This window comes from Desulfovibrio ferrophilus (assembly GCF_003966735.1).
Lineage (GTDB): Bacteria > Desulfobacterota > Desulfovibrionia > Desulfovibrionales > Desulfovibrionaceae > Desulfovibrio_Q > Desulfovibrio_Q ferrophilus.
The window spans coordinates 743538-759029 of sequence record NZ_AP017378.1 but is presented as its reverse complement, the minus strand read 5'-3'; the positions used below and the strand labels follow the sequence as shown (position 1 = coordinate 759029).

General features: G+C 54.9%; 18 protein-coding genes. 6 read left to right on the top strand and 12 right to left on the bottom strand.

Translation table 11 applies throughout. The annotated features are described in order from the left end of the window. Positions 1-10: 10 nt before the first annotated feature. A complete protein-coding gene (locus EL361_RS03495) occupies positions 11-1279 on the top strand; it encodes an iron-sulfur cluster carrier protein MrpORP (protein WP_126376654.1) in 1269 nt (422 codons plus the stop codon). A 99-nt stretch (positions 1280-1378) separates the two neighbouring features. Here the strand turns inward: EL361_RS03495 and EL361_RS03490 are convergent, their stop codons facing one another. The 8 genes from EL361_RS03490 to EL361_RS03455 form a co-directional block, all read right to left on the bottom strand. Then, positions 1379-1585 (bottom strand): hypothetical protein, encoded by a 207-nt coding sequence (locus EL361_RS03490; protein WP_232034866.1) that lies wholly within the window; start codon positions 1583-1585, stop codon positions 1379-1381. Between the two features lie 52 nt (positions 1586-1637). Beyond that, positions 1638-2615, bottom strand: a complete 978-nt coding sequence (sppA, locus tag EL361_RS03485) for a signal peptide peptidase SppA (protein WP_126376652.1) — start codon at positions 2613-2615, stop codon at positions 1638-1640. A 126-nt stretch (positions 2616-2741) separates the two neighbouring features. Beyond that, the gene (locus EL361_RS03480) at positions 2742-3533 is read right to left on the bottom strand and encodes a FlgO family outer membrane protein (protein WP_126376650.1); all 792 of its coding nucleotides are present in this window, start codon (positions 3531-3533) and stop codon (positions 2742-2744) included. Between the two features lie 16 nt (positions 3534-3549). Continuing rightward, a complete protein-coding gene (locus EL361_RS03475) occupies positions 3550-4242 on the bottom strand; it encodes a hypothetical protein (RefSeq protein WP_126376648.1) in 693 nt (230 codons plus the stop codon). Between the two features lie 243 nt (positions 4243-4485). Then, a complete protein-coding gene (locus EL361_RS03470; RefSeq protein ID WP_126376646.1) occupies positions 4486-4911 on the bottom strand; it encodes a hypothetical protein in 426 nt (141 codons plus the stop codon). Between the two features lie 199 nt (positions 4912-5110). Beyond that, positions 5111-5956 carry a glutaminyl-peptide cyclotransferase gene (locus EL361_RS03465; RefSeq protein WP_126376644.1) on the bottom strand — a complete coding sequence of 282 codons (846 nt, stop codon included), beginning with the start codon at positions 5954-5956 and terminating at the stop codon, positions 5111-5113. 238 nt (positions 5957-6194) lie between these two features. Further along, positions 6195-6662: a hypothetical protein gene (locus EL361_RS03460; RefSeq protein WP_126376642.1), complete on the bottom strand. Its 468-nt coding sequence runs from the start codon at positions 6660-6662 to the stop codon at positions 6195-6197. 2 nt (positions 6663-6664) lie between these two features. Then, the gene (locus tag EL361_RS03455; protein ID WP_126376640.1) at positions 6665-7192 is read right to left on the bottom strand and encodes a hypothetical protein; all 528 of its coding nucleotides are present in this window, start codon (positions 7190-7192) and stop codon (positions 6665-6667) included. A 253-nt stretch (positions 7193-7445) separates the two neighbouring features. Here EL361_RS03455 and EL361_RS03450 point away from each other — a divergent pair, with 253 nt between their 5' ends. Further along, the gene (locus EL361_RS03450) at positions 7446-8324 is read left to right on the top strand and encodes a glycosyltransferase family protein (RefSeq protein ID WP_232034864.1); all 879 of its coding nucleotides are present in this window, start codon (positions 7446-7448) and stop codon (positions 8322-8324) included. A 93-nt stretch (positions 8325-8417) separates the two neighbouring features. Continuing rightward, positions 8418-8930: a peptidylprolyl isomerase gene (locus EL361_RS03445; RefSeq protein WP_126376636.1), complete on the top strand. Its 513-nt coding sequence runs from the start codon at positions 8418-8420 to the stop codon at positions 8928-8930. Positions 8931-9084: 154 nt separating this feature from the next. On the opposite strand, the gene EL361_RS03440 is transcribed toward EL361_RS03445, so the two are convergent. The 4 genes from EL361_RS03440 to EL361_RS03425 form a co-directional block, all read right to left on the bottom strand. Next, on the bottom strand, positions 9085-10251 hold the full coding sequence (locus EL361_RS03440; RefSeq protein ID WP_126376634.1) for a BaiN/RdsA family NAD(P)/FAD-dependent oxidoreductase: 1167 nt from the start codon (positions 10249-10251) through the stop codon (positions 9085-9087). Between the two features lie 79 nt (positions 10252-10330). Beyond that, positions 10331-10813 carry a bacteriohemerythrin gene (locus EL361_RS03435; RefSeq protein ID WP_126376632.1) on the bottom strand — a complete coding sequence of 161 codons (483 nt, stop codon included), beginning with the start codon at positions 10811-10813 and terminating at the stop codon, positions 10331-10333. 230 nt (positions 10814-11043) lie between these two features. Continuing rightward, positions 11044-12003, bottom strand: coding sequence for an aminoglycoside phosphotransferase family protein (locus tag EL361_RS03430; protein ID WP_172961622.1), 960 nt, complete (start codon positions 12001-12003; stop codon positions 11044-11046). Between the two features lie 163 nt (positions 12004-12166). Next, positions 12167-12589 carry a response regulator gene (locus EL361_RS03425; RefSeq protein ID WP_126376628.1) on the bottom strand — a complete coding sequence of 141 codons (423 nt, stop codon included), beginning with the start codon at positions 12587-12589 and terminating at the stop codon, positions 12167-12169. Between the two features lie 161 nt (positions 12590-12750). Here EL361_RS03425 and EL361_RS03420 point away from each other — a divergent pair, with 161 nt between their 5' ends. The 3 genes from EL361_RS03420 to EL361_RS03410 all read left to right on the top strand — a co-directional run bounded on the left by EL361_RS03420 (position 12751) and on the right by EL361_RS03410 (position 15363). Beyond that, positions 12751-13227 (top strand): DUF2784 domain-containing protein, encoded by a 477-nt coding sequence (locus EL361_RS03420; RefSeq protein ID WP_126376626.1) that lies wholly within the window; start codon positions 12751-12753, stop codon positions 13225-13227. Between the two features lie 119 nt (positions 13228-13346). Next, positions 13347-14624 (top strand): DUF401 family protein, encoded by a 1278-nt coding sequence (locus tag EL361_RS03415; RefSeq protein ID WP_126376624.1) that lies wholly within the window; start codon positions 13347-13349, stop codon positions 14622-14624. Positions 14625-14997: 373 nt separating this feature from the next. After that, entirely contained in the window at positions 14998-15363 is a 366-nt protein-coding gene (locus tag EL361_RS03410; RefSeq protein WP_126376622.1) for a hypothetical protein, read from the top strand. Positions 15364-15492 lie beyond the last annotated feature (129 nt).

Here is a 15492-nt window from a genome sequence, read left to right as displayed (position 1 = left end):
GAAAACGAATATGAGCCACGAATGCGGAAACTGCTCCGGCAACGACGGGAGCTGCTCCCCCGATAGCTGCGGAACCAATCCCCAGGACGAGAAGATCAAAAATACCCTGTCCAAGATCAAGCGCAAGCTGGTCGTCATGTCGGGCAAGGGTGGCGTGGGCAAATCCACGGTGGCCACCAACATCGCCGTGGCCCTGTCCATGGCGGGCATGAAGGTCGGTCTGTTGGACGTTGACGTCCACGGCCCCAGCGTACCGCGTCTGTTGTCCCTGTCCGACGCCAAGCCGCACATGGAACGCGACTGCATGGAGCCGGTGCCCTATTCCGACAATCTCTATGTCATGTCCCTCGGATTCCTGCTGCCCAGCAAGAACGACGCAGTCATCTGGCGCGGTCCCGTAAAAATCGGTCTGATCCGTCAGTTCATCTCCGACGTGGTCTGGGGCGAGTTGGATTACCTGATCGTCGACTGCCCTCCGGGAACCGGCGACGAGCCTCTGTCCGCCTTGCAGGAGCTTGGTTCGGATGCCCAGGCCGTCATCGTCACCACCCCGCAGGGCGTGGCCATTGACGACGTACGTCGTTCCGTGACCTTCTGCGATCAGGTGGGTAACAAGGTCTTCGGCATCGTGGAAAACATGAGTGGTTTCACCTGCTCCAAATGCGGCCACGTGGAAGACATCTTCAATTCCGGCGGCGGCGAAGCCCTGGCCAAGGAAATGAACGTCAACTTCCTGGGGCGCATCCCTCTGGACCCGGCCGTGGCTCGCTCCGGTGACGAAGGCTACTCCATTCTGAAGTTGGGTGAGCACACTCCAACTTCAGAAGCCATGAATCGCATCATCAAGCCCATGCTGGGCATGGCCGAACGTCTACAGGAACTCGTGGCCCCAGGTGCTGCGAGTATCAAGGCCGAGCCTGTCATCTCCAGTAACGGAGAATCCGTCATCGCCATCCCCGTGGCCGGAGGCCAGTTGTGCCAGCACTTCGGGCACTGCGACGTGTTCACCTTCATCACTGTGGACAACGAGACCAAGACCATCAAGTCTTCCGAGGATCGTACCCCACCGCCGCACGAGCCGGGCGTACTGCCCAACTGGCTCGCGGACCAGGGCGCTCATCTCATTATCGCAGGTGGCATGGGCTCGCGTGCCCAGTCCCTATTCACCGAACGCGGCCTCAAGGTACTTGTGGGCGCCACCCCGGCTCCGGCCGAAGACGTGGTGAAATCCTACCTCGCTGGCGGTTTGACGCTGGGTCAGAACATCTGCGATCACTAGCCTTGCATCGAAGCCGTCCATGAAGACGACTTCCATCAACACATAAAAAAAGGCCGGGAGCAAATGCTTCCGGCCTTTTCGTTTCAATGAGCTGGCGCCCTACATGGGGCGGCCCTTGAAAAAGCTGTACAATTCTTCGGAGACCTCGACACGCACGCCGCCCTTGTCGTCGGTCTTGACCACGCGCACGTTCATCTCGGGGTACAGAGCCACGTCTTCGGCAACATCGGCCCAACGTTTCTGCTCGGCCCAGGCATCGTCATTGTATTCGGGGAAGGTTCCCACGGAAAACCATTCATCACTCATTGGTATCCTCCTCGTCACACCCCGCAGGGCATCTTGTTATCAACAAACAGGGTCAGTCGAATTCCGGTGCCCACAGATGGCAAAAACCGGAGACACCGACCCCAGGCAAAGCTGGCAACCCCAAATCAATCAAAGCAGGGGTGCGCCCTTGATAGTCACTGGTTGCCGTGTTGTACAGGTTATCCTCGGCAAAATGTGTTCGCCGGTACACAACCACACGTGCATCCTCGGGCAGTTCTGCCAGGCGCATGGCTTCTTCCAGCGCCTCGTGCACATAGCCTACGCGGTCGATCAGGCCCAGTTTCAAGGCCTGACCCGCCGTCAGTACCCGCGCATCGGCTACATCTTCCAAGGCCGCTTGGTCAAGCCCTCTACGCTCGGTAACCAGCGCCAGAAAACGGCTATTCATTTCATTGATCATGCCCTGCATGATGCGTCGCTCTTCATCCGTGGAAGCGCGCAAGGGAGATCCGATATCCTTATGCTTCCCGGACTTGTAGACCTCGGCTGAAACACCTATCTTGTCCATCAGCCCCGCCACGTTGGGTGAGATGAACACAGTCCCGATGGAGCCGGTAATGGTAGAGGGGTGTGCCACGATCGCATCTCCTGCTAGAGAGGTCATGTACCCGCCACTGGCAGCCACACTCATCTGTAGAGCCACAATCTTGGCCCCGGTCCGCTCACGCCAGCGCATGAGCTCGTTATACAGAATCTCACTAGCGACCACGGTGCCGCCCGGGCTGTCGATCTGCAAGACAACGGCTTTGATCTGTGGATCATCCGCAGCACGGGAAAGATGCGAAACGACCTCCTGAACCAAGCTGGGCCGCCGTGACACCAGACCTTCATGAGGACTGGTGGACACGATCCCGCGCACGGGGATGACCAGCACCTTGGCGTCTCCCTCTCCCTGCAGCACGATTTCTTCCAACGGTTCATCATAATCGCGGAAGGTTTCCACATTAATGGCGCACCCTGAGGTCAGCAGGATCAAGACGATCAACACTATGCAGTGAGAACGGAACATGGAGCCTCCGTGTTTTGAACAGTCATACCGCACACCACCCTACTCAGGGAAGCCCGTGCAATTGAAAACGGCCACCCCGAAGAATGGCCGTTTTCATGGCTGGAATGCACAAAAGACCTGCCAGCGTTATTGGAGAGATGCTGGCGGGAACAATCTGAATGGCCCAGGCACCGGCGTGGGGCCATCCTGCTCAGTGGGTGGAGCCACCGGGATCAAGGGAAATTCCTGGACCAGAGGAGCAAAGCCTGCCGCAGGAGCCTGCATGGAGGCCTCAGCCACCGGGCCATAGGCTCGCTGGCGCAGATACTTTGCAAAGACAACATCCTCGGTGCCGTCATCCAGCAAACGTGTCACCATGCCCTGGTTAGGCACAACAAAATCATATGCTGCCACCACAACGCCGGTATCAAGGCGCACCAATCGGCTGGACACGAAGACCCCGGCATCATCCACGGTATAATCACCGACAAGAATCGCGCTGGCATCAAAGTTCTGGCGCATGTACTGGGCGGTCTTGCGCGACAGAGCAAACTCTCCCTCACGCACACGGATGCCCATCTCGCTACGTAGACGAATCTCCATGACCCCGAACCCGGCCTGGGAAAGCCGCGTGACATACTGAGCGGCCACCAGACGGCCAAAAGCCGAAGACTCGTCGAAATTATCGCGATTGACAAAGGTTGCAGCCAGAATTCGCACTCCTCGCGGCAACCGGCTCTCCAGATTGGCAATCATGCCGTCCGCAGCCACGTGACTTTGCGCAATAAGGGCGTCGCCCTCCCAGGCATACGTGGTGGGCTGGCTGTAATTGACCTGTGGTGCGGGCTCCTGCGCAGAATGACCCATCATGCTCCCACACCCGGACAGGGCAATGGTAGTGGCAAACAGAACGCAGACAATAACAATTCTTCCTGGCACGGCTTCGTGTCCTCCGCTATTCGTTCACCACACCCATGGAGGCGACACCAATGTCGGCCATGGGATCAGGCTGGACCGTGGCGACTCCGGGGATGGGATCGCCGTAGTGCTTGTAGTCCGGGTCGTTGATGTAATAAATATCCGAGCAATGGACGACGTACCTGTTCTTCCAGACCATCTCCGTAGTGATGACCACCTCATGATTGGAATGGAAATTCAAATAGCCAATGCCAATGTCAGCCAGAAAACCGATGGGAGCAGCGGCATAGTTGGCGTTAACCGTCAGGTGATCACGCATCACGGCAATACCGGAGCCAATGGCCGTCAGCAATCCCGGAGGAGGCCGCTGAAAGCGTGAACCGTGCTTGACCACCTGTACCTTGTACTTGACCTCAAGCTGATTCTCTTCCTTGTCAGCCACCTGCAAGCCCCTGAACACAAGCTGTGACTTGAGCAGGTTCTGAAAGACGTCATGAAACGGACCACTCTGGTCCGTGTCGATATCAATGGCCAACAGTCGCAACTCAATGCGCTCTTCTGTCGCCGTCTTGATTCTTTGGGCCACGTCTGCAGCAAGAATATCCCAATGCTCGGCAGCCTGCATCTTGTGCTGAGTGGTCATGGGGTAACTGCTGGCCATGGGCAGTTGGGACTGGCATCCCGCCACCAGCAATACCGGCAACGCAAGCAAGACTAGCCTTTTTATCATGACGTGTTCCTTTTCCGAGTTTCGGGGCTGAACCGTGTTGCCGAAAGACATGCACACACAACACGGCGCAACGCCCACATGCGCTCTTCAATCCTATCGGCCTAGTTCGACCATTACTTTAGCATCATCATCTCCACCTCTGCCACCACATCTCGGGAACACTCGGTGATTTCGATATATTTTCCCCACAAAAAAAGGCCGCGCAAAGCACGGCCTTGAAAGACGGGATAAAACTGTCGGAAACTAACTGATCTGACGAACGTACTCTTCCATGTCAGACTCCTTCTGCTCCTTGCTGACCCAGAAGGCAGTGGCCCAAATCATCAAGGCCGCGGCCTGAGTATCATTCAAGCGCTTCAGCTTGGCCTCAAGATTAGCCTTGGATGCCCCATACTTGGTATGGGTCATGTTCAGCTCGCAAGCATCCTGAACCCGCAGTTGCAGATACGCCAACCGGGACTGGTCCGGCAGGAGTTTCACATCCTTATGCGCTTCAAGAACTGTTTTGAGTTCTGCGGTGGAGAACTGACCACGGACGGCGTTGATGGAACGGAAAAAGGTGTCCACGGCCCATGGGACCACGAACTCAGCGCCAGCGCTTTTGGTCCGAAAATATTCCTTGAGCCATTGCTCGTGCTCGTCGGAAACCCGTGCGGCTACCTGAGGCATGCAATCCCCCTTGTCCTGATCCAATAAAAATTTCCCTTGACATCTACTACCCCCCTATATCCGCAATCACCACATGAAATCAAGACTTTTTCTAGATCAAACAGGAACGATCTGCGGGACAACTCCCAACAATGTTTAGCAAATAATCCGAGAAACCAAACGCACCTTCACCAAAGCCCCGTATATAGCCGAAATTCAATCAATGCACAGGGCGGACGCAGATCATCTCCGGCCACAGCTTGCCCGTCACCAACAGGCAATCATTACGCTGGTCATAGGCAATGCCGTTGAGTACTGCCGCCGGATCATCCAATGGCGGATGAAAGGGGGCCAGATCCAACCAACGCACCACATTCCCGGTTCGAATATCAATCACGGCAATCCGCGAATCCCGCCAGACATTGGCATAGAGCACCCCACTCACCCACTCCAACTCGTTCAAACGCTCCACCGCTACACCGCCATCCGTCACCTGCACTTCACCATGACGAACAAAGGTCTGTGGATCACGAAAGGAGATCACACTGCTCCCGTCGCTCATCATGAAGCGGTCACCGTCGCTGGCCAATCCCCAACCCTCTCCCCGGTAACTGAATTCACCACTCGCTTCTAAGGACTCCAAATCAAAGATAAACGCCTGTTGCCTGGTCCATGTCAGCCAAACCACGTGCGGGCCCATCGCCGTCGCTCCTTCGCCAAAATACCGGGCAGGAAGAAAATGGGTTCGCAACATCTCCCCTGTGCGCGGATCAAGCTCCATCATGCGGGATTGCCCATGCCGCCCCGTCGTCTCAAACAGACGTTCGCCGACAAAAAACAATCCCTGGGTGAACGCCCCCGGCGCATGCGGCAGGCGATACACCTCCGTAACCTGTTGGATCGGAGCTGGTTCAGCTGCAACACTCGAAGCGGCAGTATACGCAAAAAATACGCCACCCATCACAAGGACGATGAGGACCATCATGCACGTGGACAGCACCACGTCCCAAGCACGAGCCCAACGGGGAGCGTTCCGCGCAACGATATGACCAGTCAAGATTCTCATCCCCTCTCCATCAAGCCATCATCCCACAACAAACCAAAGGGCGTATTCATCTTTCAACGATACCACCACGCCTAAGCCATGCCGCAGAGCCTCCCCTGCCCACATATCCACAACAGACTCGGGAAACACAGGAGGAACCTCCGCCCCACAACCGTTAGCCAATCCACCAAAAAGCCCGCCAGGTTCACAACCGGACGGGCTTTGTTATTACACCTCAAAACAGACAAGGGCAAAGCGATCAGTTATCGCCCTGCTTCTTGATGGTCTTGCCCAGTTGGGTCATCTTGGCTCGAATATAGCTGGAAGCCAGATCACCGGTGTCATCGGCGCCGGTCATCGACAGACCATATTCCTTGAGGTCTTTGTCAATCTGATCCTCCATGCGCTGGGATTCCAGGAACATCAGATAGATCAGCAGGATTGCTGCGTTGTTCTCGTCACTGCCATCGCACAGCAACTCGATCTGTTCCTTAGGTACGGTCTCGAAAAACCGTTCCACAAACATGCCCACCCATTTTTCATACAGTTTGGGTAGCAGAGGAGGAACCAGGTCGGCCAGCTTGTCCATGGCCACGGTGTCAGCTCCGCTCATGGTCACGCCAAAGAATTCGGTCAGGGCTTCGGTTCGCTTGTCCGCATCCTGATCCAGGCGTTCAAGGACAACACTGCGAACGTGTTCCTGCATGGATGTTTCAGGCATGGTCATGGTTATTCCCCTCTGAGCGTCGAATTGGGGCAGGTATCGGACTGCATGCAGACCTCACACCCACCACGGTACGGCATGGGGGTGTATACCGCATACTGACGATTCAAGGAGCCAATGGCCGGATTCCACTCCAACCCCATCTCCTCGAAGATCCCGAGTACTTCCTCGCCGGGGCGAGGCAGAGGAGCGCAACCTTCGGCCATTTCAGGAATCAGACTGCTAGCGGCACTCATGACAAGAGTGATGGCGAGATTATGGAAGAACATGCCCGAGTCAGGGGATTCCTGCCAGGCGTCTTCCACGGCATCCTCAACGCCCTTGGTCAGATAGACCAGTAGGAAACCGTCGTCATTCTTGGATGTGGAGGGCGTGAGCTTGTAAGCATGCACGCGATCTTTCCAATCCAACCAAGCGGCCTCGAGTTTCTCCATCAAATCATGTTGAATGCGGCTCTCACCGCAGATCTCAAGAAAATACATCAGCTCGAATTCGGGCTGGGTCTGCTGGGGGGTCACTTTTATCTTGCTCATGTGGCTCTCCTTCTCTTGGTGCGGGGAAAAATCCCTCGTCGGGGAGTGCATATCCTCTTTGCGCCTTGGCCTCAACCCATGACATATCCCTCTTCACCGCCGGCGCGAATTGAGCTACCCTGCGCGCGGAGGCAAAATGAAGAAACTGTGTTGGATAGGATCACCTTTTTTCGCCAATGAAATGACAGCATTAGGCTGGGATGTCACCGTCATAAGGCAGCGCACAACCCGGTTACTCACCTGGGGCGAAGTGGTGGCAACTTGCAAAGGCGAACCAGACGCCGTGGTCCTGGGCGATGCCAGTCTGCCTCCCATTCTGGCTGGCATCGAGGCCTGGCCCTGTCTTACCGCCTTCCACTGCGTGGATTCGCACATCCATTCCTGGCAGCCGGTCTACGCCCAGGCCTTTGATCTCTGTTCCATCAGCCTGAGGGATCATCTGCCCGGATTCCAGGGCAAGATCTTGCCTGATGAATGCCTGAAATGGCTCCCCCCTTGGGCGCCGGACAACATGCGCCCCCGGGACGTAGACAAGGAATGGGATTTGCTCTTTGCTGGAACCGTGAACCGCGAAACCACCCCAAAGCGCTTCACTTTCCTAACCGAACTCAAGCGTCATCTTCCTTCCCTGCACGTGACCCACGGAGATTTCCGCGAACTCTTCCCCAAGGCCAGGGTCGTACTCAACTATTGCGAACGAGGTGACCTTAATTTCCGCGTCTTTGAAGCACTCGGAACGGGAGCCTGCCTGCTGACGCCAGAGGTGGGCCATGGTCAAGACGAACTGTTCACCCCTGGCGAAGACATGTACACCTATCCCGCAGACGATATGGACGCCCTCATCCAGCAGGCTGAACGGCTCCTGGCACTGGATGGCCCCTGCGAACAGGCCGGACAGAACGGCCTTGCCAAGATCGATGCCAAGCATCGCGCCTCGCACCGCGCCAGAGAGTATTCGGACTGGTTGCGATCCCAATCTGACAAGTACCGATCTCGAAGACTGGCCCATGTCGCAGATATCCATGACGGCGTCCTCAAGCTGCTGTACCTCCATATGGCCGAAGGCGTCGCCAATCATGAACTGCGAACGCAATACCTCCGACTGTCCGTGGCAACCCCACCATTGATCTAGGGGCCCTTTGCACCCCCAGCACCGCCCCTTGGCGTTTGTCCGGTTTTGGCCTATAGCCGGGGGACCCAAAACTACATCCTAGGAGAGACCAATATGTCCGATCACCCGATGGTCATGATGGAGACCGCCATGGGCGAAGTCGTCATCGAACTGTACGAAGACAAAGCCCCTGAGACCGTAAAGAATTTCATGAAATACGTGGAGGAAGAGCATTACGACGGCACCATCTTCCACCGCGTCATCCCCACATTCATGATTCAGGGCGGTGGTTTTACCGGCATGATGAAGGAAAAGGCCACCGGCGCTCCCGTCAAGAACGAAGCCAACAATGGCCTGAAAAACGAGCGTGGCACCATTGCCATGGCCCGCACCATGGACCCTCATTCGGCCACCGCACAGTTCTTTATCAACGTTGAGGACAACGCCTCCTTGAATTTCAGAGCCGAAAATGAGGCTGGCTGGGGCTACTGCGTATTCGGCAAGGTCATCGAGGGCATGGAAGTTGTGGACAAGATCCGCAAAGCCCGCACCAAATCCATGGGCTTCCATGATGACGTTCCCGCGGACCCGATTTACATCAATTCCATCCGCCCCTTCGAGTGGTAGGATTATATTCCTTTGAACGACTTCAGGCCGCTTCCCGATACCGGGAGGCGGCCTGTTTTTTTGTCAACGCAGAGGAATGCATGGAAGTTTACTGCACCGAAACAATCTCGGACGTCGCACGCCAGAAAGAGCAGAAAAATGCGGGAAAGCGGCATCAGACGTTCTGTGCAGCGGCATGGGCCGAAGCCCAGGCCCAGTGGAGATTGTAGCCCCCCAGCTCACCAGTCACGTCCAGAACCTCGCCGATGAAATACAAGTCGGGAACGTCACGGGCCTCCATGGTCTTGGACGAGAAGGCGCGTGTGTCCACACCACCCGCAGCGGCCTCGGCCTTTTCCCAACCCTCGGAGCGGGTGGGCAACACTTCCCATCCATGAATACGTGCGGTGAGCGTGTCCATGGTCTCGCGATCCAGCTCGCCCACAGGCAAAAATCCCACATGACCTGAGACGCGTTGGGCAAGGCGAGAAGGCAAATGCTTACCCAGCAGGTTGCGCGTCAGAGTCTTTCCCGACTCGCGGCGCGTGTCATCAATGAGTGCTGCCACATGTTGTCCAGGCAGCAGATCAATAATCAAGGACTCCCCTTTCTTCCAGTGTGATGAAATACGCAAAATGGCAGGACCGGAAAGCCCCCTATGCGTAAACAGCAGATCATCGGCGACCACAGCTGCCCCACAGCTCACACGCACTGGCAGGGCCAATCCAGCAAGGTCGACATGCTTCCAATTGCCACAAATCAACGGCACCAAGGCCGGGCGTGGCGGTTCCACTCGCAGGCCGAACTGCCGGGCCAGTTCGAATCCAAACCAGGAAGCGCCCACTCCGGGCCAGGAAGGGCCACCCGTGGCCACGACCAGACTCTTTGCCCGGTAACGCCCCTGCTCTGTCTCCACAGCAAAACCATCTTCGTCCTTCAGCACGCCCAGCGCGGACTCACCAAGTCTGATGGAGGCTCCTGTCCCTTTTGCAAACCCCTCCAGCGCACGGGCCACTGCCCCCGCGCCCTCGGCACAGAACAACTGTCCCTCGGCCTTTTCCTCGTAAGACAAACCGTACTCGCCCAGAAACCCAACCATGTCCCAGGGAGTGAATCGAGCCAGTGCGGACTTTACAAAATGCGGATTGCCACTGCCGAAATGTTCAGCATCCATGTCCAGGTTCGTGAAATTGCATCGCCCGCCACCGGAAATACGTACCTTGCGCGCAGGCTTTGGACCCGGGTCTAACACGATCACGGACCGCCCACGTCCAGCAGCATGTCCGGCAAAAAAAAGCCCCGCAGCTCCGGCCCCGAGCACAATCACATCGCAACGCTTCATACCTCTCCTATCCTTGAAAAAACGCCCCTGTCGACCAATGCCGACGGGGCGTCCTAGCTACCTGCACGGCGCCGAGGGGTCAAGAGCACTCGCCTCCCGATGGGCGTCCTTTGCAACTCCGAATGTGCTGGGCATACTGCTTATCCACCTCGACGATATGCTCACCCCACCACGTTGTCGCATACGCTGAAATTCGATCAGCCAAATCCAGAAAGGATTCACTGGCCTCGGTATCCTGATGAGCAATATACCCCTCTAGCTCTTCAGAAAACTCCATCAATTTCTGCAAAAACAGGTCATGCTTGCGTAGGTGGCCATAAACCCCAGGATAGCGATACTTGACGATGAGGCCTTCTTCCGTGTGAAAATGGTAAAAGGCATAGTTGCGCAAGGCAAATATGGCTTTGATAATATTGCGAACGGAAATGGCCTCTCCCTTTCTGGCCCGGTCACAAAGCAGAGCCTGCTTCATGCACAGGTCAAAAAAACCCTTGTGCTGTTCATCGATTTCATCAATCTCCAACAGATACTTCTGCTTCCACAGCGTTTGCTTCCCTTCCATCGTCAGTATGCCTCCAACCCTATGATTTTGAATTCAACATTCAATCCATACCATTGTTCAGGGCCAAGTCACCACCCCCAAGAGCCATACAAAACGGATCAGTATACAGACCACACTCTAAGGACTTGAAATAATCACAACCAAGAGTCGCTTCTGACCACACAATCGGTAAAAAAAGAAACCACCACAGAGGTTGGATATTCATTTTCAGACAACGTTCGGGGCAAGGATCAACTGAGCCAAATCCGTTCCAAATCTGAACGGTTATTAAGCAACAAGCGCATATAAGCCATTTCCATTTCGATCATCTGATCATCGCTCCGGCGCAACCATTCCGAAAGCCATGCAAAGCGCAGCCCCAAGAACAGGGGGAACAGCCAACGTCCATTGGCAGTTGTCAGCACCCCCGATTGGCGCAATTCAACCAGAAAGGCCCGGGCCAAACCCGAGGCCAGGAATTTCGGATCCTCACTACCCGTACAGCCCAGCATGTTGGCTGCGTCATAAAGTTCCGGTCGCAAGCCACAGAATTCCCAATCAATGACCGAGCGAACGAGCTGTCCTTTCCAGATGACATTCAACGGGTGAAAATCACCATGAGCCAGACTTCGTGGCAACTCATCCCAGGCTTCATCAAGCTCACTCAGAGCCTCGCGCACGGGTTGAACAACGGTCAGCAATTCAGGTCGATTCTTGCTGATGGTCACGAGCAGATCATCCATATATTCCGGCAGCGAAAACACCGCATCCAATCCTGCAGAGGCCTCTGGCCCCAATCGCTGCAACCCAGTTATGAACGAAGCCAAAGACCGTCCTCGCTCATCGTGCTGAATGTACTCCGGCTGAGGAAGTCTATCACCTGGAACATACGGGCCGATCTGCCAGTCCCAGCCCCCTTTGCGCAAGACATGGCTGCCCTGCCGGCTGGGACGATAGGCAGGAACAGTGCCCAGACCTCCGGCCTGGAGCTTGGCCATGGCCCGCGCCACAGATTCACGCCGGTCAGCCTGTTTCGGGAACAGACGTTCGAGGACCCACAAACCTGCGGAATCATCTGCTACGACAACCCTGGCCACACAGCGTTCAGGACTCCCGGGAATGGCAATGTCATGCCTAACCAGAATCCGACTCAGTCCGAATTCTTCCGAAGTCTCAACCGCGATATTCTCGGGTATCTGATCATGTCTCATAGCTGTGACTTCTAACATCGCCAGGACTAGGGGAAAAGGCCAAGTTGCAAACACCAACCAGTTCCTATTCCATTGGCCTGAACTCACGACGTGGAAAGGCCCGGGGCGTCGCGCAACACCCCGGGCCTCTCTCTCCAGTTGGTCGGTAGGTTGGAGGTAAATTTTATGCGGCAGAACCAAATCTGCGACGCGGAGCACTGGTCTCGACCACCACAGCCCTGGAGCTTCTGGAATAGACTGACATCACTGCGGCCTGGAACTCATCCCGCGTGGTATCCAGTGCGATGTATTCATCAGCCCGCACACGGCCACCAAGGCGTACGGATTCCAACTCGCATGCGGGGCACGCGGCAATGACACTGGTCGTGGCAACCCGGCTCTTGATCATTCCCAAGGCCTTGCCCGTACAGCCCTCAACCCGCGAATCCACAACAACTAAATCCATGTACTCCAGCATCTTGTTCATGGCCTTCTCACAGGATTCGGCCACATGCACACAAACGCCTTGGGCGCGTAGCATGTCGGAAACGAAAAGGTCGCCAGCCATGTGATCTTCCACTACCAGCACTTGTATTTCCTTGGTCATATCATCAACTTCCTTACATTCGATGTTCGGCGCTTACGCGTCCTTGTTGATCCAGAAATAAAACTGATTGAACGTTCAATCAAGTATTTTTTTCACAAGCCCCTCTTTTTATAAACTCCCCTTAAATTCAAAGGTGATATCTATCTTTAATTGCAATTAAAATGCTGAAATTGGTCACAAACGTTCTTTTGGATATTGCAAGGGACAAATCTCTGGGGAACAATCAGGTCATGTCATCAGACATCGCCATAGTGCTCGCCGACCTCATTCTCGCCCTGCATTGGGCATTTGCGGCCTTCATCAGCATGGGACTTGGTATTATCTGGCTGGGAAAATTCTACGGATGGAAATTCATTCGCTCGCGCTGGTTGCGCCTAACGCATCTGGGGGCCATGGGGATTGTCGTTGGGGAATCATTGTTGGGCGTCTTCTGTCCCCTTACCGAATGGGAACATCGACTGCGGCGAGTAGCCGACCAGTCAGCTGGATATGAAACAACCTTCATGGACTACTGGGCGGAGAAGCTCTTCTATTGGGATATCCCAACGAACGCTTTCATGCTGATTTATATACTTTTCTTCGCTCTAATGCTGATCACCTGGCGGCTTGTCCCTCCATATTCACGCCCCTCTCGCTAAGCGCACACCAAAAGCATTGCCTCTCGAGCAATGTAGGTGTAATTTTGCGCCACCTTACTGATATATTATAATTTTAATATCATACACCAAGCCCTAGTGCCCTGCCCGGAGCTTCAATCATGGATGCCGTCGCCTCTCTCATGCCACTGATTAAAATTCTTGCAGCCTTCACCGCGATGCTGGTTGGGATCCGTCTGCGTATTGGCCTGGGCGCCTCCATTCTGGCAGGGGCAGCCCTGACGGGACTCTTTTTCAACCTGCCCATAGGGCAATGGCCCGGAGCCGTTACCTCAGCACTGGCCAACGAAAAGACACTGTTCCTGTCCGCCATCGTTGGACTGATCATGATGCTCTCGGGCACCCTGGCCGAGACAGGCCAATCCAAACGCCTCATGGAGGCCCTGACCGCCTATTTGCGCAGTCCCAGGCTTCGCCTCATCTTTTTCCCGGCACTCATCGGCCTGTTGCCCATGCCCGGCGGCGCAATTTTTTCCGCACCCATGGTCGATGAAGTCTCCCGCGACATGGATCTGGACAATGCCGACAAGGTCATGCTCAATTACTGGTTCCGTCACGTCTGGGAACTGGCCTGGCCGCTGTATCCGGGCCTCATCCTTTCGGCATCCCTTGCGGACATCCCCTTGCACCGGTTGATCGCCTATACCTTCCCGGCCATCCCCATCATGTTCCTGCTGGGCTGGTTCTTTGTCCTACGGCGCGTCAAGATATCCGCCTCGGCATCCTCACCCACGAATACCCAAAGGAACCTGGGCCGAACCCTTTCTCTCGGGTTGCCACTCATTGTCGCCATTTGTGGAGCGGTGATACTGGAGATAGGAATTGGCATCTTCATGCCGGGTGTCGCCTTTGAATGGGGCGTGCTTGCCGCTCTCAGCGCAGCCATCACCTGCGCAGTCTTACAGAACAGAATGTCCGCCTCTGATCTGGGCAAAATCCTATTCTCCAAGCATCTCGGGCAGATGCTTTTCGTCATCGTAGCCATCTTCATCTTCAAGGAATTCATGCAGGCTTCGGGGGTCGTCACCGAGCTGGCCCGCATGGCGGGTGGCAATGTAGCCCTCATCGCCTCGGCCGTTCTACTGCCATTTCTTGTGGGCCTCATCTCCGGCATCAATGTCGCCTTCGTGGGAGCAACCTTTCCCTTGATGCTTGGCCTGTTGGCGCAGATGAACATGATGGACCAAGTCATCCCTTATCTGGTCCTTGGACAGTTCGCGGGCTTTGCCGGGGTCATGGTTTCACCCATCCACATCTGTTTCCTGCTGACCTGCCAACACTTCAAGGTGGATATTGGTCGAGCCTGGCGCAGGCTGGCGGTGCCCTGCTTCTTTTTAACAATATTTGGCCTGAGTTATTTCGCACTGTTACGAGGGTAGCCATCACCCTGTCCCAGAGTCGCAAGTCAGCGCAAAAATAACGGCGTAATTCAAAACAACGCCTACAGCCGGGCGTAATCCCTCGATGTCTGAGTCAATCTCACGCAGACTTTAAACAGCCACACAACGTTCACGGTTGTGTACTGAACCGCCATATTCTCGTCACGACGGCATGCTTTGCTGTGCCTGAAAACAACCCCAACAGCCGACTGCTGCACGCCAAATTTCGCTCAATCCTCCTCATCGACAGCCCCATAAGTTGAACCTGACTATCCAATCGAACGAAATCATTGCCAATATATTTATTCATTTTTATGCACAAAAAACCAAAATACTGCTAACATTAACGCAAAATGAATCAATGGAGGCAACCATGAAAACCAATAAACAAAAAGAAAACAATAAAACTATACAACTCAGCCGAATGCTAAAGGCATATCCAGCCAGTGAACCATGCAGAATATTATCTAATGCAGAAAAATCAGAAGGCTTTATTGTTTCAATAAACAGTAAGTACACAAGAACAATCATAACAACATTGGAATCATTGGATTCATTCCCCTTTGATTCCGACATCACACTAGAGACCAGCCTCAAGGCCGGAAGTCATTGCCTGCATAATATTGAATGCACTCTGGCCTGGAAGCACGGCTTGGAAATGGGTTTGGAATTCAAGACAGGAACAAGGGTGGGACTCGTTGAGCTTCAGAAAGAGCTCAACGGCATCAACAAAATATAAATCACAAATAGCCAGAACCATTCGCAGAAATGCATAGATTTCCGACTCCATTCACGGACGGGCAAAACTCCCTCTCAGCCCGATCCGACACATTGCCAGGCCTCATACTGTAAGGCCGCGTTCATTCAA

Coding starts and splice junctions, on each gene's coding strand:
- EL361_RS03495 (WP_126376654.1), top strand. CDS start 11: ATGAGCCACGAATGCGGAAACTGCTCCGGCAACGACGGGAGCTGCTCC.
- EL361_RS03490 (WP_232034866.1), bottom strand. CDS start 1,585: ATGAGTGATGAATGGTTTTCCGTGGGAACCTTCCCCGAATACAATGAC.
- sppA (WP_126376652.1), bottom strand. CDS start 2,615: ATGTTCCGTTCTCACTGCATAGTGTTGATCGTCTTGATCCTGCTGACC.
- EL361_RS03475 (WP_126376648.1), bottom strand. CDS start 4,242: ATGATAAAAAGGCTAGTCTTGCTTGCGTTGCCGGTATTGCTGGTGGCG.
- EL361_RS03470 (WP_126376646.1), bottom strand. CDS start 4,911: ATGCCTCAGGTAGCCGCACGGGTTTCCGACGAGCACGAGCAATGGCTC.
- EL361_RS03465 (WP_126376644.1), bottom strand. CDS start 5,956: ATGAGAATCTTGACTGGTCATATCGTTGCGCGGAACGCTCCCCGTTGG.
- EL361_RS03460 (WP_126376642.1), bottom strand. CDS start 6,662: ATGACCATGCCTGAAACATCCATGCAGGAACACGTTCGCAGTGTTGTC.
- EL361_RS03455 (WP_126376640.1), bottom strand. CDS start 7,192: ATGAGCAAGATAAAAGTGACCCCCCAGCAGACCCAGCCCGAATTCGAG.
- EL361_RS03445 (WP_126376636.1), top strand. CDS start 8,418: ATGTCCGATCACCCGATGGTCATGATGGAGACCGCCATGGGCGAAGTC.
- EL361_RS03440 (WP_126376634.1), bottom strand. CDS start 10,251: ATGAAGCGTTGCGATGTGATTGTGCTCGGGGCCGGAGCTGCGGGGCTT.
- EL361_RS03435 (WP_126376632.1), bottom strand. CDS start 10,813: ATGGAAGGGAAGCAAACGCTGTGGAAGCAGAAGTATCTGTTGGAGATT.
- EL361_RS03430 (WP_172961622.1), bottom strand. CDS start 12,003: ATGAGACATGATCAGATACCCGAGAATATCGCGGTTGAGACTTCGGAA.
- EL361_RS03425 (WP_126376628.1), bottom strand. CDS start 12,589: ATGACCAAGGAAATACAAGTGCTGGTAGTGGAAGATCACATGGCTGGC.
- EL361_RS03420 (WP_126376626.1), top strand. CDS start 12,751: ATGCTGAAATTGGTCACAAACGTTCTTTTGGATATTGCAAGGGACAAA.
- EL361_RS03415 (WP_126376624.1), top strand. CDS start 13,347: ATGGATGCCGTCGCCTCTCTCATGCCACTGATTAAAATTCTTGCAGCC.
- EL361_RS03410 (WP_126376622.1), top strand. CDS start 14,998: ATGAAAACCAATAAACAAAAAGAAAACAATAAAACTATACAACTCAGC.